General features: G+C 72.8%; 21 protein-coding genes. 9 read left to right on the forward strand and 12 right to left on the reverse strand.

Features of this window, described 5'->3' with window-relative positions:
* Positions 1–6: 6 nt before the first annotated feature.
* Genes ACFC79_RS23725 through ACFC79_RS23740 form a run of 4 tightly spaced genes read right to left on the reverse strand, consistent with a single transcriptional unit; the run spans position 7 to position 4,307 of the window.
* A complete protein-coding gene (locus ACFC79_RS23725; protein ID WP_376243179.1) occupies positions 7–786 on the reverse strand; it encodes a CDP-alcohol phosphatidyltransferase family protein in 780 nt (259 codons plus the stop codon).
* A complete protein-coding gene (locus ACFC79_RS23730) occupies positions 764–1,825 on the reverse strand; it encodes an iron-containing alcohol dehydrogenase family protein (protein WP_376243182.1) in 1,062 nt (353 codons plus the stop codon). Before ACFC79_RS23730 ends, ACFC79_RS23725 begins: the two co-directional genes overlap by 23 nt.
* Positions 1,813–2,550 carry a sugar phosphate nucleotidyltransferase gene (locus tag ACFC79_RS23735; protein WP_376243185.1) on the reverse strand — a complete coding sequence of 246 codons (738 nt, stop codon included), beginning with the start codon at positions 2,548–2,550 and terminating at the stop codon, positions 1,813–1,815. The genes ACFC79_RS23730 and ACFC79_RS23735 overlap by 13 nt, the downstream gene beginning before the upstream one ends.
* Positions 2,547–4,307, reverse strand: coding sequence for a DUF5941 domain-containing protein (locus ACFC79_RS23740; protein WP_376243272.1), 1,761 nt, complete (start codon positions 4,305–4,307; stop codon positions 2,547–2,549). Before ACFC79_RS23740 ends, ACFC79_RS23735 begins: the two co-directional genes overlap by 4 nt.
* Positions 4,308–4,728: 421 nt before the next feature.
* On the opposite strand from ACFC79_RS23740, the gene galE reads away from it, so the two are divergent.
* From galE to idi, 4 genes are all read left to right on the forward strand, one after another.
* The gene (gene galE / locus ACFC79_RS23745) at positions 4,729–5,709 is read left to right on the forward strand and encodes a UDP-glucose 4-epimerase GalE (protein WP_376243188.1); all 981 of its coding nucleotides are present in this window, start codon (positions 4,729–4,731) and stop codon (positions 5,707–5,709) included.
* Positions 5,710–5,874: 165 nt separating this feature from the next.
* A complete protein-coding gene (locus tag ACFC79_RS23750) occupies positions 5,875–6,816 on the forward strand; it encodes a cation diffusion facilitator family transporter (protein ID WP_376243190.1) in 942 nt (313 codons plus the stop codon).
* Positions 6,817–7,024: 208 nt separating this feature from the next.
* Positions 7,025–8,320, forward strand: coding sequence for a GNAT family N-acetyltransferase (locus ACFC79_RS23755; protein WP_376243193.1), 1,296 nt, complete (start codon positions 7,025–7,027; stop codon positions 8,318–8,320).
* A gap of 152 nt (positions 8,321–8,472) precedes the next feature.
* Positions 8,473–9,066 (forward strand): isopentenyl-diphosphate Delta-isomerase, encoded by a 594-nt coding sequence (gene idi / locus ACFC79_RS23760; RefSeq protein WP_376243196.1) that lies wholly within the window; start codon positions 8,473–8,475, stop codon positions 9,064–9,066.
* Between the two features lie 33 nt (positions 9,067–9,099).
* Here the strand turns inward: idi and ACFC79_RS23765 are convergent, their stop codons facing one another.
* Both ACFC79_RS23765 and ACFC79_RS23770 read right to left on the reverse strand, forming a co-directional pair.
* Entirely contained in the window at positions 9,100–9,555 is a 456-nt protein-coding gene (locus ACFC79_RS23765; protein ID WP_376243274.1) for an ATP-binding protein, read from the reverse strand.
* Positions 9,556–9,688: 133 nt separating this feature from the next.
* The gene (locus ACFC79_RS23770) at positions 9,689–10,321 is read right to left on the reverse strand and encodes an HdeD family acid-resistance protein (RefSeq protein WP_376243198.1); all 633 of its coding nucleotides are present in this window, start codon (positions 10,319–10,321) and stop codon (positions 9,689–9,691) included.
* An 80-nt stretch (positions 10,322–10,401) separates the two neighbouring features.
* Here ACFC79_RS23770 and ACFC79_RS23775 point away from each other — a divergent pair, with 80 nt between their 5' ends.
* Positions 10,402–11,184 (forward strand): enoyl-CoA hydratase/isomerase family protein, encoded by a 783-nt coding sequence (locus ACFC79_RS23775; RefSeq protein WP_376243200.1) that lies wholly within the window; start codon positions 10,402–10,404, stop codon positions 11,182–11,184.
* Here the strand turns inward: ACFC79_RS23775 and ACFC79_RS23780 are convergent.
* Together ACFC79_RS23780 and ACFC79_RS23785 are read right to left on the reverse strand one after the other, a co-directional pair.
* Entirely contained in the window at positions 11,171–11,806 is a 636-nt protein-coding gene (locus tag ACFC79_RS23780) for a DJ-1/PfpI family protein (protein ID WP_376243203.1), read from the reverse strand. The genes ACFC79_RS23775 and ACFC79_RS23780 overlap by 14 nt on opposite strands.
* Before the next feature lie 69 nt (positions 11,807–11,875).
* Positions 11,876–12,838: a GlxA family transcriptional regulator gene (locus ACFC79_RS23785; RefSeq protein WP_376243206.1), complete on the reverse strand. Its 963-nt coding sequence runs from the start codon at positions 12,836–12,838 to the stop codon at positions 11,876–11,878.
* Between the two features lie 133 nt (positions 12,839–12,971).
* On the opposite strand from ACFC79_RS23785, the gene ACFC79_RS23790 reads away from it, so the two are divergent.
* Both ACFC79_RS23790 and ACFC79_RS23795 read left to right on the forward strand, forming a co-directional pair.
* Positions 12,972–13,835 carry a hypothetical protein gene (locus ACFC79_RS23790; protein ID WP_376243207.1) on the forward strand — a complete coding sequence of 288 codons (864 nt, stop codon included), beginning with the start codon at positions 12,972–12,974 and terminating at the stop codon, positions 13,833–13,835.
* Between the two features lie 135 nt (positions 13,836–13,970).
* Positions 13,971–16,352, forward strand: coding sequence for a Tex family protein (locus ACFC79_RS23795; protein ID WP_376243209.1), 2,382 nt, complete (start codon positions 13,971–13,973; stop codon positions 16,350–16,352).
* Positions 16,353–16,433: 81 nt separating this feature from the next.
* On the opposite strand, the gene ACFC79_RS23800 is transcribed toward ACFC79_RS23795, so the two are convergent.
* Genes ACFC79_RS23800 through ACFC79_RS23810 form a run of 3 tightly spaced genes read right to left on the reverse strand, consistent with a single transcriptional unit; the run spans position 16,434 to position 21,464 of the window.
* On the reverse strand, positions 16,434–18,071 hold the full coding sequence (locus ACFC79_RS23800) for an ABC-F family ATP-binding cassette domain-containing protein (RefSeq protein WP_376243212.1): 1,638 nt from the start codon (positions 18,069–18,071) through the stop codon (positions 16,434–16,436).
* 58 nt (positions 18,072–18,129) lie between these two features.
* Entirely contained in the window at positions 18,130–19,425 is a 1,296-nt protein-coding gene (locus tag ACFC79_RS23805; protein ID WP_376243214.1) for a M14 family metallocarboxypeptidase, read from the reverse strand.
* Positions 19,422–21,464, reverse strand: coding sequence for a Xaa-Pro dipeptidyl-peptidase (locus ACFC79_RS23810; protein ID WP_376243216.1), 2,043 nt, complete (start codon positions 21,462–21,464; stop codon positions 19,422–19,424). The genes ACFC79_RS23805 and ACFC79_RS23810 overlap by 4 nt, the downstream gene beginning before the upstream one ends.
* A 212-nt stretch (positions 21,465–21,676) precedes the next feature.
* Between ACFC79_RS23810 and ACFC79_RS23815 the strand changes: the two genes are divergently transcribed.
* Positions 21,677–23,161: a M1 family metallopeptidase gene (locus ACFC79_RS23815; RefSeq protein WP_376243219.1), complete on the forward strand. Its 1,485-nt coding sequence runs from the start codon at positions 21,677–21,679 to the stop codon at positions 23,159–23,161.
* A 165-nt stretch (positions 23,162–23,326) separates the two neighbouring features.
* Positions 23,327–24,394, forward strand: a complete 1,068-nt coding sequence (locus tag ACFC79_RS23820) for a LacI family DNA-binding transcriptional regulator (RefSeq protein WP_376243222.1) — start codon at positions 23,327–23,329, stop codon at positions 24,392–24,394.
* Here ACFC79_RS23820 and ACFC79_RS23825 read toward each other — a convergent pair.
* Entirely contained in the window at positions 24,357–25,274 is a 918-nt protein-coding gene (locus tag ACFC79_RS23825) for an oxygenase MpaB family protein (RefSeq protein WP_376243276.1), read from the reverse strand. The genes ACFC79_RS23820 and ACFC79_RS23825 overlap by 38 nt on opposite strands.
* Positions 25,275–25,401: the final 127 nt, after the last annotated feature.

The following is a 25,401-nucleotide window of genomic DNA, read 5'->3' on the forward strand; positions in this document are numbered from 1 at the left end:
AGGTGCTCACTTCAGCCTGCTCGACGCGAGGATCGACACGAGGTGCAGGAGCGTCTGCAGCAGGGCGATGCCGGCCAGGACCGCGACCATGAGACGGCTGAAGAACAGGTCGTCCCGCACCGCGTCGAGGACGGCCGCCGCCAGGACGACCAGGGACGCCTCGACGCCGAGGATCAGCCGGTGGAACTTGAGCGCGGCGGCGGCCCGGCGGGCGAGCGCCATGCCGGACGAGCGCGGCTCGGAGGCGGCCTCCTTGACCGGCGGCAGCCCGCCCTGGTGGCGCGCCACGCCCACGAGGTCGGTCTCGGCCTTGATCAGGATGGCGCCGAGGGCCGCGAGCGTGCCCAGGAAGGCCCACAACCAGTCGATGCGCCCGGAGCCCCACGGGTCGGCGGCGCGCAGGCCGAAGCCGACCAGCACGGCCGCGTCGCAGAGGTAGGCGCCGACCCGGTCCAGGTAGACCCCGCCCAGTGAGAACTGCTTCTTCCAGCGGGCCACCTCGCCGTCGACACAGTCGAGCAGCAGGTAGAGCTGGACCATGAGCACGCCGAGCAGTGCCCCGGGGATGCCCGGCACGAGCAGGGCCGGCGCGGCGAGCACGCCCGCGACGGTCATCACGTAGGTCAGCTGGTTGGGCGTGATCCTGGTGTTCACCAGGTGCCGGTCCACCCGCAGGGAGATCTCGCGCATGTAGAGCCGACCCGCCCAGTGCTCGCCACTGCGCCGGTCCTTCACGCCCGGGGGGTGCACGACCGGGCGGAGTTCAGCTATGGATGGCTTTTGCATAGTCGGCGTACGCGTCCCTGATCTGGTCGGTGGACAGGTTGAGGTGTTCGAGGATGGTGAAGCGTCCCGGCCGGGTCTGCGGGGCGTAGTCGACGGCCCGGACGAACTCGTCGGTGGTGAAACCGATCTCTCCGGGCAGGACGGGCAGACCGTGGCGCCGCAGGGTGGCCGCCATGAGCAGCGACTCCTCGCGGGCGCCGCGCAGGTACATGGCGAAGCAGGCGCCGACGCCGACCTGCTCGCCGTGGCTCGCGGCTCGCCTGGGGTACAGCAGGTCGAAGGCGTGGTTGATCTCGTGGCAGGCGCCCGAGGCGGGCCGGGAGTCGCCTGCCACCGACATGGAGATGCCGGTCAGCACGAGGCCCTCGGCCAGCACCTTGAGGAAGCCGTCGTCGCCGATCCCGCCGGGGTGGCGCAGCACGGCCTCGCCGGCCTGCCGGGCCATGGCCGCGGCAAGTCCGTCGATCTCGTCGCCCCTGACCTCGTGGGCCAGCTCCCAGTCGGCCACGCAGGAGATGTTGGAGACCGCGTCACCGATGCCGGAGCGCACGAAGCGGGCCGGGGCCCGGCGGATGACGTCGAGGTCGATGACGACGGCGATCGGGGTGGGGACCCCGTAGGAACCGCGGCCGTTGTCGTTGTCCAGGGTCGCGACCGGCGAGCAGAGCCCGTCGTGGGCGAGGTTCGTCGCCACCGCCACCATCGGCAGCCCGACGCGCGCGGCGGCGTACTTCGCCACGTCGATGATCTTGCCGCCGCCGAGACCGACCACGGCGTCGTACCGGTTGCCCTTGATGTCGTCGGCGAGCTTGACCGCCGAGTCGAGGGTGCCGTCGGCGACCGGGTACCAGTGGGCTCCGGGCATCGCCGGGGCCAGCCGCTCGCGCAGGGCGCGCCCCGACCCGTCGCTGATCGCGACGGCGAGCTTGCCCGATGCGGAGATCCGCTGGTCGGCGAGGAGGCCGGCCAGCTCGTCCAGGGCTCCGCGGCTGATGTCGACGACGACCGGGGACGGGATGAGCCGGGTCAGTACTGGCACGCGATCTCACGGCCCTTCGCGAGGTCGTCGTGGTTGTCGATCTCGACCCACGCCACGTCGCCGATGGGCGCCACGTCGATGGCGAAGCCGCGGTTCACGAGTTCCTGGTAGCCGTCCTCGTAGTAGAGGTCCGGGTCGCGCTCGAACGTCGTCCGCAGGGCGTCGGCGAGATCGGCGGCGGCCTCCGGCTCGATGAGGGTGACGCCGATGTACTCCCCGGTCGCGGCGGCCGGGTCCATCAGCTTCGTGATGCGTCGCACACCCTTGCCGTCCTCGGTGACGACCTTCATCTCCTCGTCGGCGAGATTCTTCACCGTGTCCAGCGCGAGGATGATCTTCTGCCCGTCGCCGCGGGCGTCCAGGAGGGTCCGCTCGACGGAGACCGGGTGGACGGTGTCGCCGTTCGCCAGGATGACGCCGCGCGTCAGGACGTCACGGGCGCACCACAGGGAGTAGGCGTTGTTCCACTCCTCGGCCTTGTCGTTGTCGATCAGGGTGAGGGTGACGCCGTACGTCGCCTCGAACTCGGCCTTGCGGGCGTACACGGCCTCCTTGCGGTAGCCGACCACGACGGCGACCTCGGTGAGGCCGATCTCCGCGAAGTTCGCCAGCGTGAGGTCCAGGACGGTCTTCTCGCCGTCGACAGGCACGAGGGCCTTCGGGAGCGTGTCGGTGTAGGGGCGCAGTCGCCGTCCGGCACCGGCTGCCAGTACGAGGCCGATCATGCGGGTTCTCCTTCGTCGTGAACGGCGGGTGCTCCGGAGGACACCCAGAAGCGGATGGACTCCACGAGCACCACCAGTGCCACGGCCGCCGCGAACGCGGTCAGTGCCACGGTGAACGCCGTGTGCCGGGCGCATACGGCGGCGAGTACGGTCACCACCAGGGTGCGGCCCTCGTGGCCACCGATCGTGCGTACCAGCCACCGGGGCGGCGCACCGGTGCCCCCGCGAATGCGGTACACCGTGTCGTAGTGATGGTAGGCGACGGCCGAGACCAGCCCGAACGCCGCCGGAAGTGCCCCGGGCACGTCGCTGCGGGCGGCGAGGATCAGGACGGTGCAGTACTCGGCCGCCCTGAATATCGGGGGCACGAGCCAGTCCAGCGCTCCCTTGAGGGGGCGGGAGACGGCCATGCCGGAGAACATCGCGTAGACCACCGCCGCCAGGATGGTGTGCCAGCTGCCGAAGGGCTGCGAGAGCGCGGAGGCGATCATGAGCGCTCCGGCGAGCAGGGCCGTGACCGGGGCGCTCCAGCTGCCGCCGAGCCGGGGTCCGAACGTGGCGACGGCCTCGTTCAGGGGACCGCAGTCGGCGAGATCGGCCAGGGCCCGGGCGGCACGGTCGGTGCGCTCGGCCTTGCGGGTCAACGAACGCAGCAGCCGTCCCGCGGTCGTGTAGCAGGCCGCGAAGGAGCAGCCGACGAGCAACGCGTAGAAGACGATCCGAGGGGTGGTCACCGCGGTGAGCACCGCGATCATCGCCCAGCGCTCCCCGATCGGCAGCACTATCATCCGGCGCAGCCAGACCGTCCAGCCGACGCTGTCGAGCCTGCTGGAGAGTGCGGCCGTGGGGCTCGAGTTCGCCACGGCGTCGTGGTTGGCCTCGTTGAACGAGAAGTCGATGACGTGGCGGCATGCCTGGAGCACCATGGCGCCGAGGGCGAGGGCCCAGACGTCGTCGCCGCCGCGGGCGGCGCCGAGGGCCAGGCCCGCGTAGTACGCGTATTCCTTGGCCCGGTCGAAGGTGGCGTCCAGCCAGGCGCCCAGCGTCGAGTACTGCAGCGAGTAACGGGCGAGCTGCCCGTCGGTGCAGTCCAGGACGAAGGAGAGGAGCAGCAGCACGCCTGCGGCGACGAAGCCGCCGCGGGTGCCGGTCGCGGCACTGCCGGCCGCGATCAGCGCGGTCAGCAGGGACGCGGTGGTGACCTGGTTCGGGGTGAGGCCGCGCCGGGCGCACCAGCGCGCGATGTAGCGGGAGTACGGGCTGATGAAGAACGTGGTGAAGAAGCCGTCGTGCGCCTTCACGGCGCTGCGCAGCCGCACCGCCTCGTCGTCGACCGCGGCGAGGCCGCTCTCCGCCGCCGCGCGCGAGGCCGCGTCGGTCGGCACCGCGGCGACCAGCGACCCGAGCTCGGGGCGCTGCACGGGGGTGCCCCCGGCGTCCATGACCACGGCGAGCCGGCCGGGCACGGTTCCGTCGGCGGCGGTGGGACCCGGTTCCGCGGGAATGCCGTCGTCCGCTGCCGCGGCGTCCAGGGCCCGGACGAGCGCGGGCCTGGCCTCCGGCTGCGCGGTGAGCGCTCCGGGTACGGCGGCGGCGGAAAAGCGCGGGTCGGTCAGTCCGAGCCGGAGGGCATGAACATGACCGACGAAGCGGGGGTCGACCAGTGCGACGCGGCGATCGGCCGGGGCGGCGGAGAGAAGCCGTGCGGCCTCGGTCACATCGGCGGCGACCTGTACGTCGAAGCCCAGTGACCGCAGATCGTCGGCGAGCGACGATCCGGGTACCGGAGCACCGGTGAGAATGGCGGTCGACAGACGAACTCACTCCTTGGTGCTGACGGGGTCGGCGCGCGAAGGCACGGCCCTCGGCGGGCCGGCGGCACGTCGGCAGAGGCTATCGGATGAACGGAAGCGGGAGTTCACTGCCTGTTTGCGCTCCGCTCGGGGCGGACCGGCATCTGCCGCGCCGTCCGCGATCATCATCGTCGATCCCCGCCCCGCCTGACAAAACGCGAGGGCCCCGCCCCGGTCCTTCCGGGCCCTTCCGCCCCATTCGGGCAGGGCCTGCGACCGGCCGCCCGCCCCGGGCCGAGGACGGCGTTCCGGGAGCACGGCCCGAGGGCCGTGCCGTGATCCGTGGCCCGTCGGGGATCACGGGGCAGCCCTTAGGCTGACTCGTATGACATGGCTGATCACAGGTGGGGCGGGATACATCGGCGCACACGTGGTGCGGTCCATGAGAGGTGCCGGTGAGCGGGTGGTTGCCCTCGACGACCTGTCGAGCGGGGTCACCTCACGGCTCCCGGCCGATGTGCCGCTGGTCGAGGGCTCGTGCGCCGACCGCGCGCTGCTCGACCGGGTGCTGGAGCGACACGATGTGACGGGTGTGGTGCATCTCGCGGCGAAGAAGCAGGTCGGTGAGTCCGTCGAGAAGCCGCTGCTGTACTACCGGGAGAACGTGGCAGGGCTGACCGTCCTCCTGGAGGCGGTCGTCGCCGCCGGGGTGCGCCGCTTCCTGTTCTCGTCCTCCGCCGCGGTGTACGGGGTACCGGGCGGAGAACTCGTCACCGAGGACACCCCGTGCCTCCCGATCAACCCCTACGGCGAGACGAAGCTCGCCGGGGAGTGGCTGGTCCGCGCCGCCGGGAGGGCGCACGGGCTGTCCACCGGATGCCTGCGCTACTTCAACGTGGCCGGGGCCGCGGCGCCGGAACTGTCGGACACGGGCGCCGCCAACGTCATTCCGATGTTCTTCGAGCGGCTGACCCGGGGCGAGGCCCCCCGGATCTTCGGTGACGACTACCCGACGCCCGACGGCACCTGCGTCCGCGACTACGTCCATGTCGCGGATCTCGCCGACGCGCACCTCGCCGTCGCCCGGGTGCTTGCCGGGTGGGCGGGCGGCGACCTTACCGTGAACGTCGGCCGCGGCACGGGGGTCTCGGTGCGCGAGCTCGCCGATCTGGTGGGCGAGATCACCGGCAGGCACGTGGAGCCCGTGGTGGAGGCGCGGCGCCCCGGCGATGCCGCGAGGGCCGTGGCATCCGCCGAGCGAATCTCCCGGGAGCTCGGCTGGACGGCTCGGCGCGGGGTGCGCGACATGGTCGCGTCCGCCTGGGAGGGCTGGTGTCTCCAGCATCCCGAGGCGCGCACGAACTAACGGCCGAGGCTCACTCCCATCCCCCTGATCTGCGAACGTTTCCGCAGGTCAGGGGGATGACAACGGTGTTCAGTACCGTGTTGCCCCATACCCCCCACCCGTAGTTCACTGGCAGTGCTCGGGCCGACCGCGCCCGAGTCCGCGAGACGACCGGGAGGCGTCCCCATGGGGGCAGGGCACGATCACGGACACACGCATAACGGGCCGCCGCCCACCGGCACGGCGGCCGCCGCGTACCGGGGGCGTCTGCGCATCGCGCTGTGCATCACGCTCACCGTGACGGTGATGGAGATCGTCGGTGGACTGCTCGCCGGTTCGCTCGCCCTGATCGCCGACGCGGCGCACATGGCGACCGACGCGCTGGGGCTGGGCATGGCGCTGCTGGCGATCCACTTCGCCAACCGGCCCGCCGGGCTCAACCGCACCTTCGGCTTCGCCCGCGCCGAGATCCTGGCCGCCCTGGCGAACTGCCTGCTGCTGCTCGGCGTGGGTGGCTTCCTGCTGGTCGAGGCGATCGGGCGGTTCATCACCCCGGCCGAGACCGACGGCGGTCTGACGATCGTCTTCGCCCTGGTCGGCCTGGTCGCCAACATGATCTCGCTGTCGCTGCTGCTGCGCGGGCAGCAGGCCAGCCTCAACGTGCGCGGCGCCTATCTGGAGGTGCTCGCCGACACCCTCGGATCCGTCGCCGTGCTGATCTCGGCGGGCATCATCCTGGCCACCGGCTGGCAGGCCGCCGACCCGATCGCCTCGCTGGTGATCGGCCTGATGATCGTCCCCCGGACCGTGAAACTACTCAGGGAGACGCTCAACGTGCTGCTGGAGGCGGCACCGAAGGGCGTGGACATCGGGGAGGTGCGCGCCCACATCACCGCGCTGCCCGGCGTACTGGACGTGCACGACCTGCACGCCTGGACGATCACGTCGGGGATGCCGGTGCTCTCCGCCCATGTGGTGGTCAGCCGGGACGTGCTGGATTCGATCGGTCACGAGAAGCTGCTCCACGACCTCCAGGGGTGTCTGGGCACCCACTTCGACGTGGAGCACTGCACGTTCCAGCTGGAACCCAGCGGCCACGCCGAGCACGAGGCGGGGCTCTGCCACTGAGGGCCGGGCCGGTACGGCCGGTGTAGGGTGTCCGGCGAGGCGAGTGGCCTCCCCTGTCGAGAGTGGAGCTGAGGTCGATGACCGTCGCGACGGCGCCTGCCCGGCGCAGCATCCGATCCCTCCTCGTCTCCCGGGCTCTCGGCTAGCGCCCCGGTCCGTACCGGGTCGACCCGTCGGCCGAAGCCCTCGTCCACAAGGGTTTTCCACGTTGACCGACAACGACCGCACCACTCGTACCACGCACACCACCGATGAGAACGCCGTGCGTACTGCGGCCTTCTTCTCCCTGCACCACGGCCTGCCCCGGCAGAGCCCCGGCTCCGACGCCACCACCCGCGGGCTGCTGGAGTTCACCGGCCCGCTGCCGCGGCGTCCGCGCGTCCTGGACCTGGGCTGCGGGCCCGGCCGCGCCTCGCTGCTGCTCGCCGCCGAGGCAGGTGCCGAGGTGACCGCCGTCGACCTCCACGAGCCGTTCCTCGAAGAACTGCGCGAGGCGGCCCGTGCCCGCGGGCTCGACGACCGCATTCGCACGGTCCGGCGCGACATGGCCGACCTCTCCGACTTCCCGGACGGGTCGTTCGACCTCGTCTGGGCCGAGGGGTCCGCTTACCTCATCGGTTTCGACACCGCGCTGCGCGACTGGAAGCGCCTGCTCGCCCCGGGCGGCTCCCTCGTCGTCAGCGACTGCGTCTGGACGACCGACGCGCCGACGGCGGGAGCCCGCGCCTTCTGGGAGCGGGAGGGATCGCTGCGCCCGGCCGCGGCGAACAGCGCGGCGGCGGTCGCGGCCGGCTATCACGTCCTCGGGATGCGGGTGCAACCCGACAGCGACTGGGACGAGTACTACGTCCCGCTCGCCGCGCGCGTCGAGGCCGCGGACGTCTCGGCCCGCGGCATGGCGTGGGCGGTCGCGGCGACCCGCGAGGAACTTGCCGTGCGCCGCGATCACGGCACGGAGTACGGCTACGCCTGTCACGTGCTGCGCCCCGCCGATCCCCGCTGGCCGACCCGGCCGGAGACCGGTGCGGACGCGGCGGCCGTGCGCGCGGTCAACGTCGCGGCCTTCCCCACTCCGTACGAGGCCGACCTGGTCGACGCGCTGCGTGCCGATCCGGCGGCCTGGCTGCCCGGCCTCGGGCAGGTCGCGCGGGCGGGCGCGGACGGCGGTGTCGCGGCCTGCGCGCTGCTGACCCGGTGCCGGGTCGGGGACGCCCCTGCCCTGGCGCTGGCCCCGGTGGCAACAGCCCCGGAGCACCGGCGGAAGGGGGCCGGACAGGCCGTGGTGCGGGCCGCGCTCGACGCCGCCCGTCTGCGCGGCGAGTCCCTCGTCCTGGTGCTCGGCGACCCGGCGTACTACGCGCGGTTCGGCTTCGTACCGGCGTCCCGGTACGGGATCCGGCCGGCCCTCGACGTCCCGGACGAGGCGATGATGGCACTGGTGCTCGACGAGTCGGAGCGGGTTCCGAGCGGCACCGTCCGCTACCCGGCCGCCTTCGGCGTGTGACACCGCCCGTCCATTCCCGCGGCCGCGCCGGGCGTGGCCGCGGGAACGGACATGCCAGGACCCGAAGTGCGGACAAGCGGCTTTTGTACGGCAGACTTGAGCGGACTCGACGGGACCGGCGCACCGGGCCGGGACCATAGCGAAGGATGGGTATGGCGACCACACCAGCCACCGCGACGAACGCCTCGTCGAACGGCACAGCAGACGCGATCATGCTCGAACTGGTCGATGAGGACGGCGCCACCATCGGTACCGCGGAGAAGCTCGCCGCCCACCAGCCGCCCGGACAACTCCACCGCGCCTTCTCGGTGTTCCTCTTCGACGAGCAGGGCCGGCTGCTGCTCCAGCGGCGGGCGCTCGGCAAGTACCACTCCCCCGGTGTCTGGTCGAACACCTGCTGCGGTCACCCCTATCCCGGCGAGGCGCCCTTCGCCGCCGCCGCCCGGCGCACACACGAGGAGCTGGGGGTGTCCCCCACCCTGATGGCCGAGGCGGGCACGGTCCGTTACAACCATCCCGATCCGGCGTCCGGCCTGGTGGAGCAGGAGTTCAACCATCTCTTCGTGGGCCTGGTCCAGGACCGGCTGCGGCCGGCCCCGGACGAGGTCGGCGAGACCGCCTTCGTGACGGCCGGCGAGCTCGCCGAGCGGCACGCCGCGGCGCCGTTCTCGGCATGGTTCATGACGGTGCTGGACGCCGCGCGGCCGGCGATCAGGGAACTGACCGGGGATTCCGCGGGCTGGTAGCGGTGTACGGCCGGCCCCGGCGGACGGGGCCGGTCAGGGCCGCGTGCCGAGCGGCAGCGCGGCCCAGATGACCTTTCCGCCGCGCGCGGTCTGCTGCACGTCGCAGACCCCGCCCGCCTCCCGGGTGATCTCCCGGACCAGGAGCAGCCCGCGACCGCCGGTCTGCGCGTGGTCCGTCTCCAGGGCCGTCGGCCGGTAGGGGTGATTGTCCTCCACGGACACCCTCACCCACTCCGCGCCGACGGCGACCTCGACGGCGAGTTCCGGCGAGAGCAGCGCGGCGTGCTTCACCGCGTTGGTCGCCAGCTCGGAGACGATGAGCAGCAGCCCTTCGGCGGTGTCGGCGTCGACCGGCACGCCCTGACGGTTCAGCAGATCGCGTACGGCGTGCCTGGCCCGCGGTACGGAGGCGTCCACGGCCGGAGCCGTGAACCGCCAGACTCCTTCGTACGACACGGGCCGGGCGGGAACACTGCCGCGGCTCTCCATAGTCGGGTACCCGCTCTCGACTCGGTGGTGACTGCACGTCGAGTACAGGGTGCGCGGCGTAGTCGCGTCCATCGGGCCACTCGGCAAAACTCGACCCGAATCGACAAGTTCCGAGCGAATATGCACGCGGGGATCAGCTCTTGGACTGGTTCCGGTCGTCTCCTGCGGACACGCCGGGAAGTTCCCCGGTCGGGCCCGTCATCGTCCGGTCCGAGACGAGGGAGACGATGCGGCGCCCGCCGACCCCGATCGCGATCAGCCCGAGCCCGTCGAAGAGCAGCGCCAGCGAGAAGAAGAGGCCGAGCACGTAGAGACTGCTGTGCGGCCAGTCGAAGAGCACCAGCAGCCCGAGCAGCAGCCCGAAGGCCCCTTGCAGCAGCGTCCAGCCGAACTGCGGACCGCGCACGACGACGCTGCCGACCAGCCGGAACAGCCCACCGGTCAGGAAGAGCAGCGCGGCGAACATGGTCAGCGCCTCGGCCGTCCCGTGCGGATGGTGGATGACGACGACTCCGGCGGCGATGTTCAACGCGGCCACCACGACGGCCAGCCAGAAGAAGTTGCTGCCGCGCGACTCGATGGCATGGAGCAGACCCACGACGCCGCCGACCAGCAGCAGCCAGCCGAAGAGGAGCATCGAGGTGAGCGTCGCGACGCCGGTGTAGACGAGTCCGACCAGGCCGGCCACGACGAGCAGCGTGCCGAGCACGGCCAGCCGTCCGAAACTGCGGCTCAGCCGTCGGCCCTCGACTGCGGGATCGGCCATGGGGGACTCCTCACGGTGCGTGCGTGCGCGGCCACCCCTTCTTGATCATAGGTTCGAACCGAACGGATAGCATCCGGCGCATGGAACGCACGGAACCCGGGCTGGAGCACACCGTCGTGGACGGTGTCGCCACCGTCGTCATCAGCAATCCGGCCAAGCGCAACGCGATGACTGCCGCGATGTGGGGCGCACTTCCCGTTCTGCTGGACCGGCTGGCGGCCGACGGCGCCGTCCGGGCACTGGTGCTGACCGGTGCCGGGAACACCTTCTGCGCGGGGGCGGACATCTCCTCGCTCCGGGACCCGTCGACCGATCCGCAGGCGCTCGCGGTGGCTGCGGAGGAGGCGCTCGCGGCGTTCCCCCGGCCGACGCTGGCGGCGGTCCGCGGCCACTGCGTGGGCGGTGGCAGCCAGCTCGCGGCCGCCTGCGACCTGCGGTTCGCCGAGGAAGGGGCGTCGTTCGGGGTGACACCGGCCCGGCTCGGGATCGTGTACCCGGCGTCGTCGACCCGGCGGCTGGTGGCGCTGGCCGGTCCCGCCACCACGAAGCACCTGCTCTTCTCCGGCGAGCTGATCGACACCGCGCGGGCGCTGCGGACCGGTCTGGTCGACGAGGTGCTGCCGGCCGGCGGCCTGGACGCCCGGGTCGACGCGTACGTGCGGACTCTGGCGGCACGCTCGCGCCTCACTCAGGCGGCGGCGAAGGAGTTCGCCGACGGGCGCCGGGACCGGGACGCGTACTGGGCGGACCAGGCACGGCGCAGCGGCGACACCGCGGAGGGTGTCGCCGCCTTCCTGGAGCGGCGCGCGCCGCGCTTCGGCTGGCCCGAGGAGCCGGACCGGGCTGCCGTCACCGGAGCATGAAGCGGCTCCCGGCACGGAACTCCTCGACCAGCGCGGCCGGGGCCTTCTCCGGCGAGCCCGCGTCATAGGGCGGCCTGGGGTCGTACTCGGTCAGCAGCTGCACGGACATGGCGTGCTCGTCGCCCGCGATCCGCCCGGCCAGGACCAGCCCCATGTCGATGCCTGCGGAGACGCCCGCGGCCGTGACGTACTTGCCGTCGGTGACGACGCGTTCGCCGGTCGGCTCGGCGCCGAAGCCGCGCAGGGTGTCCAGGGCGAGCCAGTGCGAGGTGGCGCGGCGGCCGGTCAGCAGTCCGGCCGCCGCCAGCAGCAGCGATCCGGTGCACACGGAGGTCGTCCAGGTACTGGTGGCGTCGGCCGTGCGCAGCCAGCCGAGCAGCGCCGCGTCGTCCATCAGGACGCGCTGGCCCGGGCCGCCGGGGACGACCACGACGTCCGGGGCGGGCACGTCGGCGAACGTCCGGTCGGCGACGAGCGCGAGGCTGCCGCTCTCGTTGCGCACCGGCCCGGTCCGTTCGGCGACGAGGACGGTCTCGGCGCCGGGGAGACGCTGGAGCATCTCGTAGGGCCCGACGGCGTCGAGCGAGGTGAAGCGGTCGTAGAGGACGATGGCGATCTGCATGGGGCTCCTTGTCGGGGAGGGCGGTGGTGGGACGGATCACCGGGCGGGGTGCGGGGGCCGGGCCACCGGTCAGTCCGCGGCGGCCGCGGGCCGGAAGCGTCGGCGGTACTCGGCGGGTGCCGTGCCGAGAGCCTTGAGGAACGCGCGGCGCATGGCCTCCGGGGTGCCGTATCCGCTGGCGTGCGCGACACCGGCGACACCGTCGGAGGTGTCCTCCAGCAGGCGGCGCGCGTGTTCCATGCGGACCCGGTCGACGTAGCGGCCGGGGGTGAGTCCGGTCTCGGCACGGAAGGCGCGGGCGAAGTGGCGCGGCGACAGCCGGGCACGGGCGGCCAGTGCCTCGACGGTGAGGTCCTCGGCCGGATGCTCGGTGATCCAGTGCTGGACCTCGCGCAGCGGTTCGCGCCGGGCGGTCTGCGCGACGAGTTGGGCGCTGAACTGGGCCTGGTTGCCCGGTCTGCAAAGGAAGACCACGAGATGGCGGGCGACGCGGAGGGCGACGTCCCGGCCGTGGTCCTCCTCCACGAGGGCGAGGGTGAGATCGATGCCGGCGGTGACACCGGCGGAGGTGGCGAGCCTGCCGTCCCGTACGAAGATCGGCTCCGGGTCGACCTCGACGGCCGGGTGGGCGCGCGCGAGGTGGTCGCAGACGGTCCAGTGCGTGGTCACGCGGTGGCCGTCCAGCAGGCCGGCGGCGGCCAGCAGCAGTGCGCCGGTGCACACCGAGACGAGGCGTTCGGCGCGCGGCGCGTGGTCGCGCAGCCAGTCGACGAGTTCCGGGTCGGGGCTGCGGGTGCCCCGGCCGCCGGGGACGAGGAGGGTGTGCGGCGGCTCCGCGTCGGCGAGCGAGGTGTCCGGGACGAGGACGAGGCCGCTGCTCGTGCGGACCGGGGAGCCGTCGAGGGAGGCGGTGCGCAGTGCGTATGCGGCCCCGGGGAAGTGGGAGGCCCCGTCGAAGACCTCCACTGGGCCGGTCACGTCGAGGCTCTGCACGTCGTCGAACAGGACGACGAGGACGGATCGCTGCGTCATGTTCCCCATCCTTCGGGGCGCGACGGGATGGCCGCAATGACGAGCAGCCCACCTTTTCCGCCATGCCGGACCGGGGAATCCGGGCGTCGCCCCGGGTCCCGGACAGTACCGACCAGTCGGTAGCGTGGCGGGCATGAGTACTCTGCCGCCGCGTGCGGGACGTCGGTGCCACAACGCGGTCAATCCGCTGCACTCCACGATCTATTTCTCCCCCGACCTCGGCAGGGAGTTCGCACGGATCGGCATCGACGACCCCGGTGCCGTCTACTTCGCCTGCCGGGCGGCTGCGTTCGGTGCCGTCGGCCCCGGCACCGTCACCGCCGCCTTCTACAACTTCAACCATGACCTCGTCGCCCGGCACCTGCCCGCCGTGTGGTCCGTGGCCTCGCCGCAGGCGGTGCTGGACGCCCGGCTGCGCGCCGCCGACGCCACGCTGCGGCGGCTGCTGGGCGAAGAGGCCATCGCCTCCGCCGAGCTCGCCGAGGCGGCCGAGCTGGCCCTGCGCGCCACCGAGGCGTGCACCCGACACGCCCGGCCGCTCCATGCCGCCCATGCCGATCTCCCGACGCCCGAGGAACCTCACCTCGCGTACTGGCACGCCGCGACGCTGCTGCGCGAACACCGCGGCGACGGTCACCTCGCCGCCCTCCTGTCGGCCGGTCTCGACCCTGTGGAGGCCCTGGTGAGCCACACCGCGACCGGCAAGGGAATGAATCCGCGCTGGCTCCTGTCCACCCGGGGATGGGAGCAGAGCGACTGGGACGAGGCCGAGGACCGGCTGCGCGAGCGCGGGATTCTCGACGGCGGGGGCGAGTTGACCGAGGCGGGGGCCGCGCTGCGGGCGGAGCTGGAGGACGCCACGGACCGGATGGACCGGGCACCGTACGAGCATCTCGGTGCGCAGGGGGTGGCCCGGCTCACCGAACTGAGCCGCGGCTTCCTGATGACGGCGGGCGCGGCGGGCGCGTTCCCCGACGGTCTGACCGGCCGGGGCTGAGCCGGACTCCGACGGGCCGCGAGGGGGTGGCCGGGCGACACGGCGCCCGGCCACCCGGCACAATGCAGACCACGGGGTTCTGCCCCGGGAAGCACAGCCAGGACAGCCCGTACGAGAAGGCGAGTCGGTAGAACCGTGACGACGTCCATCGAAGGCAGGATCGCCGAGGAGCTCGGCGTACGCGAACGGCAGGTGAAGGCGGCCGTCGAGCTGCTCGACGGCGGGTCGACCGTGCCGTTCATCGCGCGCTACCGCAAGGAAGCGACCGAGATGCTCGACGACGCGCAGCTGCGCACGCTGGAGGAGCGGCTGCGCTATCTGCGAGAGCTGGAGGACCGCCGGACGGCGATCCTCGACTCCGTGCGCGAGCAGGGCAAGCTGGACGATGCGCTGGAGACACGGATCCGGGCCGCCGACACCAAGGCGCGCCTGGAGGACATCTACCTGCCGTTCAAGCCGAAGCGCCGCACGAAGGCGCAGATCGCCCGCGAGGCGGGGCTCGAACCACTCGCCGACGGGCTGCTCGGCGACCCGTCGGTGGAGCCGCTCGCCGCTGCCGCCGCGTTCGTGGACGCGGACAGGGGCGTGGCCGATCCGGCCGCCGCGCTGGAGGGGGCCCGCGCCATCCTCACCGAGCGGTTCTCGGAAGACGCCGACCTGATCGGCGAGCTGCGCGAGCGCATGTGGACGCGCGGGCGGCTGGCCGCCAGGGTGCGCGACGGCAAGGAGGAGGCCGGGGCGAAGTTCGCCGACTACTTCGACTTCGCCGAGCCGTTCACCGAGCTGCCCTCGCACCGGGTGCTGGCGATGCTGCGGGGCGAGAAGGAGGACGTGCTCGACCTGGTCCTGGAGCCGGAGGAGCCCTCGGACGCCCCCGGCCCGACGGCGTACGAGGGAATCGTCGCCCGGCGCTTCGGGGTGAGCGACCGGGGGCGCCCGGGCGACACGTGGCTGCGCGAGACCGTGCGCTGGGCCTGGCGGACCCGCATCCTGGTGCACCTCGGCATCGACCTGCGGCTGCGGCTGCGGACGGCGGCGGAGGACGAGGCGGTACGGGTCTTCGCGTCGAACCTGCGTGATCTGCTGCTCGCCGCGCCGGCCGGGACGCGCGCCACGCTGGGGCTCGACCCCGGTTTCCGTACGGGTGTGAAGGTCGCCGTCGTCGACGCGACCGGCAAGGTCGTGGCCACGGACGTCATCCACCCGCACGTGCCCGCGAACAGGTGGGACCAGTCGCTGGCTGCGCTGGAGCGGCTGGCGAGGGCCCACGACGTCGAGCTGATCGCGATCGGCAACGGCACGGCTTCTCGCGAGACCGACAAGCTCGCTGGTGAACTCATCGACAAGCACCCCGAGTTGAAGCTCACCAAGGTGATGGTGTCGGAGGCGGGCGCTTCGGTGTACTCGGCCTCGGCCTTCGCCTCGCAGGAGCTCCCGGACATGGACGTGTCGTTGCGCGGCGCGGTGTCGATCGCGCGACGCCTCCAGGACCCGCTCGCGGAGCTGGTGAAGATCGACCCGAAGTCGATCGGGGTCGGCCAGTACCAGCACGACCTGTCCGAGGTGAAGCTCTCGCGGTCCCTGGACGCGGTGGTCGAGGACTGCGTCAACGGGGTCGGGGTGGACGTCAACACCGCGTCGGCGCCGCTGCTCTCGCGGGTCTCGGGGATCGGCGCGGGGCTCGCCGAGAACATCGTCGCGCACCGCGACGCGAACGGCCCCTTCCGGACGCGCCGGGCGCTCAAGGACGTGGCGCGCCTCGGTCCGAAGGCGTACGAGCAGTGCGCGGGCTTCCTGCGCATCCGGGGCGACGACCCGCTGGACGCGTCGAGCGTGCACCCGGAGGCGTACCCGGTGGTGCGGGCGATGGTGAAGCGGACGGGCGGTGACGTTGCCGCGCTGATCGGCAACACGGGCGTGCTCCGGTCGCTGCGCGCCGACGACTTCGTGGACCAGAAGTTCGGTCTGCCCACGGTCACCGACATCCTGAAGGAGCTGGAGAAGCCGGGCCGCGACCCGCGTCCGGCGTTCCGGACGGCGACGTTCAAGGAGGGCGTCGAGAAGATCGGCGACCTGGCGTCCGGGATGGTGCTGGAGGGCGTGGTCACCAATGTCGCGGCGTTCGGCGCGTTCGTGGACGTCGGGGTGCACCAGGACGGGCTGGTCCACGTGTCGGCGATGTCCCGCACGTTCGTGAAGGACCCGAGGGACGTCGTGAAGCCGGGCGACATCGTGAAGGTCAAGGTCATGGACGTCGACATTCCGCGGAAGCGGATCTCGTTGTCGCTGCGGCTGGACGACGAGGCGGGGGCGGCCTCCCAGGGCGGCGGGCCCCGACGGGAGCGCGGCGGCCAGGCGGGGCGGCCGCCCCGACCGCGACAGGGCGGCCAGGACCGCGACCGGCGTGGTGGCGGTGCCCGTCCGGCACCGGCACCGGCACCGGTGAACAGCGCGATGGCGGACGCGCTGCGGCGGGCCGGACTCACCGATCCGGACCGCGGCGGCAGGAAGCGCTGACACCGCACGGGGCGGGGTGCGGGTCACCGCGCCCCGCCCCGTGTCCTGCCGGGCCGCGGCGGGACACGGGGCGGGGACCCGTCAGAGTTCCTTCACACCGCCGTCCGCCACCACGATGCGGCGGGTCGTGTGCACCGCCTCCAGCATCCGCCGGTCGTGCGTGACCAGCAGCAGCGTTCCCGGGTACGACGCCAGTGCCGATTCGAGCTGTTCGATCGCGGGCAGGTCGAGGTGGTTGGTCGGTTCGTCGAGGACCAGGAGGTTGACGCCCCGGCCCTGGAGCAGGGCGAGCGCAGCCCTGGTGCGTTCACCCGGGGAGAGGGTCGTCGCGGGTCGCAGCACGTGGTCCGCGCGCAGGCCGAACTTGGCGAGCAGGGTGCGGACCTCGGCAGGCTCGGTGTCGGGGACGGCCGCGCAGAACGCCTCCAGCAGCGACTCCGTGCCGTGGAACAGCTTGCGTGCCTGGTCGACCTCCCCGACCACCACGCCCGAACCGAGCGCGGCGTGCCCGGTGTCGAGCGGGAGGCGTTTGAGGAGTGCGGCGAGCAGGGTCGACTTGCCGGAACCGTTGGCGCCGGTGATCGCCACCCGGTCCGCCCAGTCGATCTGCAGGGACACCGGGCCGAGGACGAAGTCGCCCCGGGCCACGCGCGCCTCGCGCAGGGTCGCCACGACCGAGCCGGAGCGGGGTGCGGCGGCGATCTCCATCCGCAGCTCCCACTCCTTGCGCGGTTCCTCGACGACGTCGAGCCGTTCGATCATGCGCTGGGTCTGCCGGGCCTTGGCGGCCTGCTTCTCGCTCGACTCGCTGCGGAACTTGCGGCCGGTCTTGTCGTTGTCGGTGGCCTTGCGGCGGGCGTTCTTCACGCCCTTGTCCATCCAGGAGCGCTGCATCTGGGCGCGGCCCTCCAGGGCGGAGCGCTTGTCCGCGTACTCCTCGTACTCCTCGCGGGCGTGTCGGCGGGCCCTCTCGCGCTCCTCCAGATAGGCCGCGTAGCCGCCGCCGTACAGGGTGATCTGCTGCTGGGCCAGGTCCAGTTCGAGGACCTTGGTGACCGTGCGCATCAGGAACTCGCGGTCGTGGCTGATGACGACCGTGCCCGCGCGCAGCCCGGAGACGAAGCGTTCCAGCCGTTCCAGGCCGTCGAGGTCGAGGTCGTTGGTGGGCTCGTCGAGCAGGAAGACGTCGTAGCGGGAGAGCAGCAGGGAGGCAAGGCCCGCGCGGGCCGCCTGGCCGCCGGAGAGCGCAGTCATCGGCAGGTCCTGGCCGACGGTGAGTCCGAGATCGGCGGCGACCTCCTCGGCGCGCTCGTCGAGGTCGGCGCCGCCGAGCGCCAGCCAGCGCTCCAGCGTCTCGGCGTACGCGTCGTCCGCCCCGGGCGCCCCGTCGACGAGGGCCTGGGTCGCGGCGTCCATGGCCCTCTGGGCATCGGCCACGCCGGTGCGGCGGGCCAGGAACTCCCGCACGGTCTCCCCCGGGCGCCGTTCCGGCTCCTGCGGGAGGTGGCCGACGGTGGCGGTGGGCGGGGAGAGCTGCAGCTCGCCCTCCTCCGGCCGGTCGAGTCCGGCGAGCAGCCGGAGCAGGGTCGATTTTCCGGCGCCGTTGACTCCGACGAGACCGATCACGTCGCCGGGCGCGACGACGAGGTCGAGCCCGGCGAAGAGCGTGCGGTCGCCGTGTCCGGCGGCGAGGTCCTTGGCGACGAGAGTGGCAGTCATCAGGGTGCCGATCCTACGGGCTGCGCCCTGTGGGCTCCGCTCCCCCGCGAGGGCGCGGTCAGCAGCGGGGGGCGGGGCGTCCCTCCGTGAGGTGGTACGTCGCCCGGGCGTCCAGCAGGAGCGGGATCAGCTTCCGGGCGGACTGCCGCAGCGGTACGTACGCGCCGCCGCCGTCGCGTCGTGAGGTGACGCCGTGCAGGGCGAGCTCGTCCTTCACCTCGTCGAACTGGCCCTCGGTGAGCCGGTATCCGCACGGCGGGTCCCGGAGCACCTCGCCGGGTCCGGGCGGCTCGTTGTCGGCGCCGCCGAGGTGGACCGGGCCGCGGTCCTTCCACCCCGCGGCGCGGGATGCGGCGGTGGCGGCGGCGATCCGGCCGCGCCGCCCGTCGGCGAAGGCGAACAGACCGCCGAGCCCGGTGAGTTGCGAGTCGACCCGGCGCCGTCTGTTGAGTGCCGGGTCGGCCCGCTCCGCGTCGGTGAGCGCGTCGACGCGGGATTCGACGAGCAGGCCGACGGCGTGCTTGAGGCCGGAGGTGTTGCGCAGGATGCGTTCCTGTCCGTCGCCCGCGGTCTGCTTGATCGGGTCGCCGGTCACCGGGTCGGTCCAGATGCCGTACAGGCCGCTGCTGTAGCCGGCCCTCCCCGCCGCGGGCCGCACATGGTCCTCCGCCAGGGTGCGCGACTCCCCGTGCACCCGGTCGGAGACGTTGAGGTTGCGGGGCCACAGGACGAAGAGGTCCTTGTCGTAGTAGGGCGGGGTGGCCCCGTACTCGTGCAGGTCGTAGATCACATCGGGTTTCCGGTCGCGGATCACCGCCGCGATGGCGCGGGCCTCGGCGGTCCGCAGCGCGATGTGGTCACGGTTGATGTCGACGCCGTCGGCGTTGCCCCGGGTGTCGGCGGCGCGCCCGTCCGGGTTGGCGGTGGGCACGACGAGGACCGTGGTGCGGGAGAGGAAGGAGCGGGTCGCCCGGTCCCGGGCGTACGCCAGGTCCCGGACGGTGGTCAGGCACGCCTCGCGGCCGGACGGTTCGTTGCCGTGTTGACTGCAGATGAGCAGTACCGTCGCGGCCGTGGGGCGGTGGCCCCCGATCCGGACGAGCCGGAGCGGGCGGCCCTGTCGCGTGGTGCCGATCCGGTCCGCGGAGACCCGGTCGCCGCCACGGGCGACGGCGGCCAGGAACGACTGCTCCTCCGGCTGCCCGGTCCACCGGGTCCCGCCGCTGATCTCGAATCCGGTGCGGGGCGGGGTGTCCGCGGCCGCCGACGGGGCGGTCACCAGGGACGCGGCCAGTACGGCGGCCCCGGCGGCGAGCAGCGGTCTCCGGCGGGCGGCCGGTGCGCGGGTCTTCATGAGCGGCTTCCTCCCGGGAGGCGAAGGGCGGCGGGACGCGGCGGTGTCACGCCCTCGGGCCGGACGTCGCGGGGCCCGGCCGCCTCGGGTGCGGAGCCTGCGGTGGCGCGCACGAACGCCCCGGTACCGCCGACGATCGGCAGCTTCGCGGACGTGCGGGCCAGATCCAGGGCGAGCGTGGGGGTGGAGTCCGGCGGCTCGATGAGGCCGCGGTCGGTCCCGGCGACGATCAGGGCGAGACGGTGTCCGGCCGGGACGACGTGGTCGGTGGCCGCGAGGCGGAGGGTGATCGTGTGGGCGCGGCCCGGGGTGAGCGGTCCGCCGTGTCCGGCGGAGGCGTACGTGCCGAGGTCGGCCCAGCCGCGGCTGAGGACGGTGCGGTCCACGGTGGTCGTGTCGGCCCGGGTCTCCTTGAAGCAGGAGCTGTCGCCGGTGGTGCTCGCGCCCCAGCAGCTGCGGTCGGCGAGAGTGGTGATGCCCTCGCCGGATCCTCCGTAGTCGCGGATGGTGTCGGGGCCGATGTCCACGAGGACGGCGGAGAGGTGGGCGGTGGAGGTGGTCGGGGTGACGGTGACGGTCACCGCGGACGATCCGGACAGCCGCAGGTCCCGGGCGAGCGGGGCGGTCCTGAACCCGGCCTTGGCGGCGGTGGTCCGGTCCAGGTCGGCGGCCCATCGCAGCTCGCCCTGTGCCGGGTCGTCGGTGAAGGTCTCGGTGGCGCCGGGGCGGGCGGACCGCAGTCCCAGGGTGCCGACGCCGGGCGCGTCGCCGGTGCCGGGGCGCACGGTGACGGTCCGTGTGGTGCGCGGCGGCCAGGCCCGGTCGGTGGCCCACTGGCCGGGGTGGCGTTCGACGTCGGCCATCGGCTCGCGCTCGATGCCGTTGTCGTAGCCGAGGAGGTAGTGGTCGAACCAGCGGTGCAGCGTGTCGACCCAGTCGGCTCGCCGGTAGTCGAACGGGTCGACGTGTCCGGTCTGCGACAGCCAGATCTTGCGCTCCACGCCCCGGGTGGCGAGCGCGTCCCACCACTGACCGAGGTGCTTGGTGCGGACGTTGAGGTCCTGCATTCCGTGCACCGCGAAGACGCTGGCCCGTACCTTGCGGGCGTCCTTCACGTAGTCGCGTTCGGTCCACAGCCGGGTCCAGTCGCCGGTGCGGGGCGCGCCGTCGACGAGGCGCTGCTGGACGGCGGCGCAGCGTCCGTGCGCCTCCGGGCTCTCCACCCCGTCGGCGAGCCAGTCCGGTCCGCCGTCGTGGAGGGGCGCGCCCCGGGCGAAGTAGTAGTCGTACCAGGAGGAGATGGCGCCGATCGGAACGATGGTCCGCAGCCCCTCCACCCCGGTCGCCGCGACGGCGTTGGCGATGGTGCCGTCGTAGCTCTTGCCGATCATTCCGGTGCGGCCGTTCGTCCAGTCGGCCGTGGCCCGTTCGCCGCCGGTGCGGGTGGTGTAGCCGCGGGCGCGGCCGTTCAGCCAGTCGACGACCGCCCTGGCGGAGCGGACGTCGGAGCTTCCGCCCACGTCGACGCAGCCGTCGGAGCGATTGGTACCGGCCAGATCGACGGCGACGAAGGCGTATCCGCGCGGCACGAAGTAGTTGTCGTAGTACAGCGGGAACTGCACGGGCCGGCCGTCGGCGTCGTACGTCTTGAGCTGACTCTCGTTGCCCCGGCCGCAGCAGGAGTAGTACGGGCTGGCATCCATGATCACGGGGATCTTCCGGCCCTGCCGGGCGGGTTCGCGGGGCCGGACGATGTCGACGGCCACCCGGTCGTTCCTCCCGTCCCCGTCGCCGTCCGACCCGATGTCGACCCAGACGGATTCGCGGACGGCGTTCTCGTACGAGAAGACGGGCCTGCTCTCCCCGGTTCGGCCTGCGGCCCGACCGGTCGTCGCGCGAACGGCCTCGGGGGAACCGGCCGCGGCGGGGCTCGCGCCCCGGGCGCCCGTCGGCGTGAGCAGCACGGTCATCAGGGTGGCGACAGCCGCCACCATCAGCGATCGGTACGTCAAGCGGGTGCCCCGCGCACGAATCGGCATGGGCGGAAGGTACCCCGGTCGACTCCCGGGCGACAGGGGGCGACGGCCGAGGGGGCGGCGCGGACGTATGCCGCCGTGGCGGTCGTGCGGCGTGTCGGCCGAATGGCGATCGTGTGACAGCTGTGGCCGTGGACATGACTGGTGCACCGGCCGCTCAATAAGGTCGTGGCAACTGCTCAGAAGTTCATCCGAACCGACGACTTGGAGCATTCGTGCACCGCAGATTCCTCGTCCCCGGCGTACTCGCGGCCTCCCTGCTGCTGGCGATCCCGGCCTCGGCCGCCGAAGGCACCGTGGGCGCGCCGGGCATCGGCGACCCCTACTATCCGGCCAGCGGCAACGGCGGCTACGACGTCTCCCACTACGACCTGCGGCTGAAGTACCAGCCCGCGACGGACCTGTTGGAGGGCACGGCGACCATCCTCGCCACGACCACACAGGCGCTCTCCCGCTTCAACCTCGACTTCGGGCTGGACGTCTCCGAGGTGCGGGTGAACGGGAAGAAGGCGGCCTTCGCCAGGAACGGCGAGCAGGAGCTGGAGATCACCCCGTCGGCGACGCTGCCGAAGGGGAAGGCGCTCTCGGTGGTGGTGCGGTACGCCGACAAGCCGTCCGAGGTGAAGATCAACGGCTGGACCTCCTGGGTGCGCACTCCGGACGGCGCGGTGGCCGCGCAGGAGCCGGAGTCCGCCGCGTGGTGGTACCCGAGCAACGACCACCCGCTGGACAAGGCGACGTACGACGTCTCGGTGTCGGTGCCGGACGGCACCCAGGCGATCAGCAACGGCACGCTGCAGTCGCAGAGTTCGAAGCTCGGCTGGACCCGTTTCAACTGGCGCTCCGCCAAGCCGCAGGCGACGTACCTGACGACGCTGGCGATCGGCAAGTTCGACATCACCACGGACACCACGGCGGACGGGCTGCCGGTCGTCAACGCGTACAGCAGGGACCTCGGTGCCAACGGCGGTGCCGCACGCGCCAGCATCGAGCGGACCGCGGAGGTCGCGGAGTGGCTGACGGAGGTCTTCGGCCCGTATCCCTTCGACGCGCTCGGCGGATACTCCCCCAATGTGACGAGTTCGTTCGCGCTGGAGACCCAGACCAGGCCGTTCTACAGCCCGAAGCAGTTCGCGAACGGTGCGAACGTCTCGGTGATCGTCCATGAGCTGGCCCACCAGTGGTACGGGGACAGCGTCTCGGTCAAGGGCTGGAAGGACATCTGGATCAACGAGGGCTTCGCCCGGTACAGCCAGTGGCTGTGGTCGGAGAAGGAGGGCGAGGGGACCGCGCAGGAACTGGCGGACTACACCTACGCGCTGCACCCGGCGGACGACCCCTTCTGGACGGTGAAGCCGGGGGATCCGGGCCCGGACAACCAGTTCGACGGTGCCGTCTACGACCGCGGGGCGCTGGCCCTCCAGGCGCTGCGCAACGAACTCGGCGACGCGACCTTCTTCGAGTTGCTGAAGGGCTGGCCGGCCGAGCACGCGTACGGGAACGCGAGCGTGGGCGACTTCGTGGCGTACGCCGAACGGGTCTCCGGCAAGCCGCTGGCCGGCTTCTTCGACACCTGGCTCCACCGGCCGACGCGGCCCGAGTCGCCGGCACCGGCCGGTGCGCGCGCGGTGCGTGCGCCCGAGCGTCCCGCCTCGTGGCAGAAGATCGCGGAGACGAACACGATCCACGACCACCGCTGACGGCTCCGCGAAGCGGTTGCGGGCGCCGTCGCCCCCTTCCTCCCGGTGGGGCGGCGGTGCCCGTCCGGCGTCGGGTCGCGCCGGTTACGCTGAGGGCGTCGGCGCCGTCCGGACGGCCCGGCCCGGCCGTCCACGGCCGTTGCCCCCGCGCACGAGGAGCGTCCCTTGACCGGTCCGGCCCCTGCATCGCCCCGCGACGCCCGTCCCACGCTGGAGGCCGTGGCCGCCCTCGCCGGGGTTTCCCGGGCAACCGCCTCCCGCGTGGTGAACGGCGGGGCGGGGGTGCGGCGGATGCTCGTGGAGCAGGTGCGTCGCGCGGTCGACGAGCTCGGCTACGTGCCGAACCACGCCGCGCGCACCCTGGTCACCCGGCGCAACGGCGCGATAGCCGTGATCATCGACGAACCGGAGTCCCGGATCTTCTCCGATCCGTTCTTCTCCCGGCAGATCCGCGGCATCAGCCGGGAACTGAACGCGCACGACGCCCAGTTGGTGCTCCTGCTGGTGGAGGGCAGTGGGGACTTCGACCGGGTCGCCCGCTATCTGGCAGGCGGCCACGTGGACGGCGCGCTGGTCTTCTCCTTGCACACGGGCGGCGAACTTCCCGCCGTCCTCCGCCGGTTCCGGGTCCCGACGGTCCACGGCGGACGCCCCGCCCGCCCCGACGGGGACCCGGCCCCCGCCGTGCCGTACGTCGACTGCGACAACCGGGGCGGCGCGGCCGAGGCCGTCCGCCATCTCGTCTCCCTCGGCCGACGGCGGATCGCGCACATCGCCGGTCCGGGCGACCAGACCTCGGCCCAGGACCGGATCGACGGCTACCGCGACGTGCTGCCCGACGCCGATCCGGCGCTGCTCGTATCGGGCGACTTCACCGTCGAGAGCGGCGCCCGGGCGATGGCGCGGCTGCTCGACCGGCACCCGGGCCCGGACGCCGTGTTCGCGGCGAACGACCTGATGGCCTCGGGGGCGCTGCGGGTGCTGCGCGAGCGGGGCCTGCGGGTGCCCGAGGACGTGGCCGTGATCGGCTTCGACGACATGGAGTCGATCGCCGAGGCCACCGATCCTCCTCTGACGACGGTCCGTCAGGACATCGAGGGCATGGGCGGGTTGATGGCGCGGCTGCTGATGCGGACGCTGAACGGCGAGGAGGCACCGGTGGACGGCGGCGAGGGCGGCGGACTCGAACCCGTCATCACGTCGACCGCCCTGGTGCGCCGGGCCTCCGCCTGACCCGCGCGCCGCCGCAGCAGGCCCGGCGCTGCGCGGCCCGCGCCCGGCGTGCGTACGGCAGGTAGCGCAGCCGCTCGGGGAGCACGGGCACGACGCGCCGCACCACCCCGCACAGCCGACGCAGTCTCCGCTCCTGTTCGCCGGTCCACTCCAGTCCGAGCACCTCGCGCGCCTCCGGCGGCATCAGGCCGATGGTGACGAAACGCCGGAACCGGGCCAGCGGCGGGAGCAGCACCGGCCATGCCGCCCTCAGCAGCAGCCTCAGCGGCAGCGGCCCCCGGTCCGGTGGCGGCACGGGGCGATCGGTCGCGATCAGGTCCTCGACGACGGCGTTCCGTTCGGTCTCCTCGGCGAGTGCCTTGCGGAAGTACGGCCAGAACTCCTCGATCGTCCGCGGCATGTCCCGGTCGCGGATGCCGAGCACTCTGCCCACCTGGAGCCATTCGCGGTACAGGGCCCGCTCCTGGGCCTCGGTGAGGGGCCGGATCAGATAGCGGGCGGCGTGCCGGTAGACGGGGAAGCCGGTGGCGTGCACCCAGGCGTAGTCCGCGGCCGTCAGCGCGTGATAGCGGCGCCCACGGCTGTCCGTGCCCCGGATGGCACGGTGCAGCCCGCGGAGCCTGCGCCCCTCCCGGACCGCTTCCTCTCCCCCGTACACCCAGAGCTGGAGCGAGCGCAGGGACCGCTCGCCGCGTCCCCACGGGTCCGTGCGGAAGACGGAGTGCTGGTCGACGCCCGCGCCGACCGCCGGACGGGCCACCTGGAGGGTGAAGGCGGCGGGCAGCATCAGCAGGGCCCGGACGTCCCCGGAAATGCTCCAGAGCACGCCGCCGGGTGGTGGCGGGGCAGCGGCGTCGCCCCTGACTTCCTCGGCGCTCATGCGGTGCTCCCGGCGGTCGGCTGGACGTGCGGCTCGGCGTCCGCCCTGCGTGATCCAGTATGCGACGGCTGCCGGAGCGGTGCGCAGGCGCGCCTCTCCCCCGCCCGCCGCCCGCCGCCCGCCGCCC

It is taken from the genome of Streptomyces sp. NPDC056061 (genome assembly GCF_042266885.1).
Classification (GTDB): Bacteria; Actinomycetota; Actinomycetes; order Streptomycetales; family Streptomycetaceae; genus Streptomyces.

Bases quoted from the DNA above. Each gene is read 5' to 3' on its own strand.
- ACFC79_RS23785 (WP_376243206.1), bottom strand. From the start codon at position 12,838: ATGACGCAGCGATCCGTCCTCGTCGTCCTGTTCGACGACGTGCAGAGC.
- ACFC79_RS23780 (WP_376243203.1), bottom strand. From the start codon at position 11,806: ATGCAGATCGCCATCGTCCTCTACGACCGCTTCACCTCGCTCGACGCC.
- ACFC79_RS23800 (WP_376243212.1), bottom strand. From the start codon at position 18,071: ATGACTGCCACTCTCGTCGCCAAGGACCTCGCCGCCGGACACGGCGAC.
- ACFC79_RS23770 (WP_376243198.1), bottom strand. From the start codon at position 10,321: ATGGCCGATCCCGCAGTCGAGGGCCGACGGCTGAGCCGCAGTTTCGGA.
- ACFC79_RS23750 (WP_376243190.1), top strand. From the start codon at position 5,875: ATGGGGGCAGGGCACGATCACGGACACACGCATAACGGGCCGCCGCCC.
- ACFC79_RS23775 (WP_376243200.1), top strand. From the start codon at position 10,402: ATGGAACGCACGGAACCCGGGCTGGAGCACACCGTCGTGGACGGTGTC.
- galE (WP_376243188.1), top strand. From the start codon at position 4,729: ATGACATGGCTGATCACAGGTGGGGCGGGATACATCGGCGCACACGTG.
- ACFC79_RS23825 (WP_376243276.1), bottom strand. From the start codon at position 25,274: ATGAGCGCCGAGGAAGTCAGGGGCGACGCCGCTGCCCCGCCACCACCC.
- ACFC79_RS23810 (WP_376243216.1), bottom strand. From the start codon at position 21,464: ATGCCGATTCGTGCGCGGGGCACCCGCTTGACGTACCGATCGCTGATG.
- ACFC79_RS23735 (WP_376243185.1), bottom strand. From the start codon at position 2,550: ATGATCGGCCTCGTACTGGCAGCCGGTGCCGGACGGCGACTGCGCCCC.
- idi (WP_376243196.1), top strand. From the start codon at position 8,473: ATGGCGACCACACCAGCCACCGCGACGAACGCCTCGTCGAACGGCACA.
- ACFC79_RS23805 (WP_376243214.1), bottom strand. From the start codon at position 19,425: ATGAAGACCCGCGCACCGGCCGCCCGCCGGAGACCGCTGCTCGCCGCC.
- ACFC79_RS23790 (WP_376243207.1), top strand. From the start codon at position 12,972: ATGAGTACTCTGCCGCCGCGTGCGGGACGTCGGTGCCACAACGCGGTC.
- ACFC79_RS23725 (WP_376243179.1), bottom strand. From the start codon at position 786: ATGCAAAAGCCATCCATAGCTGAACTCCGCCCGGTCGTGCACCCCCCG.
- ACFC79_RS23765 (WP_376243274.1), bottom strand. From the start codon at position 9,555: ATGGAGAGCCGCGGCAGTGTTCCCGCCCGGCCCGTGTCGTACGAAGGA.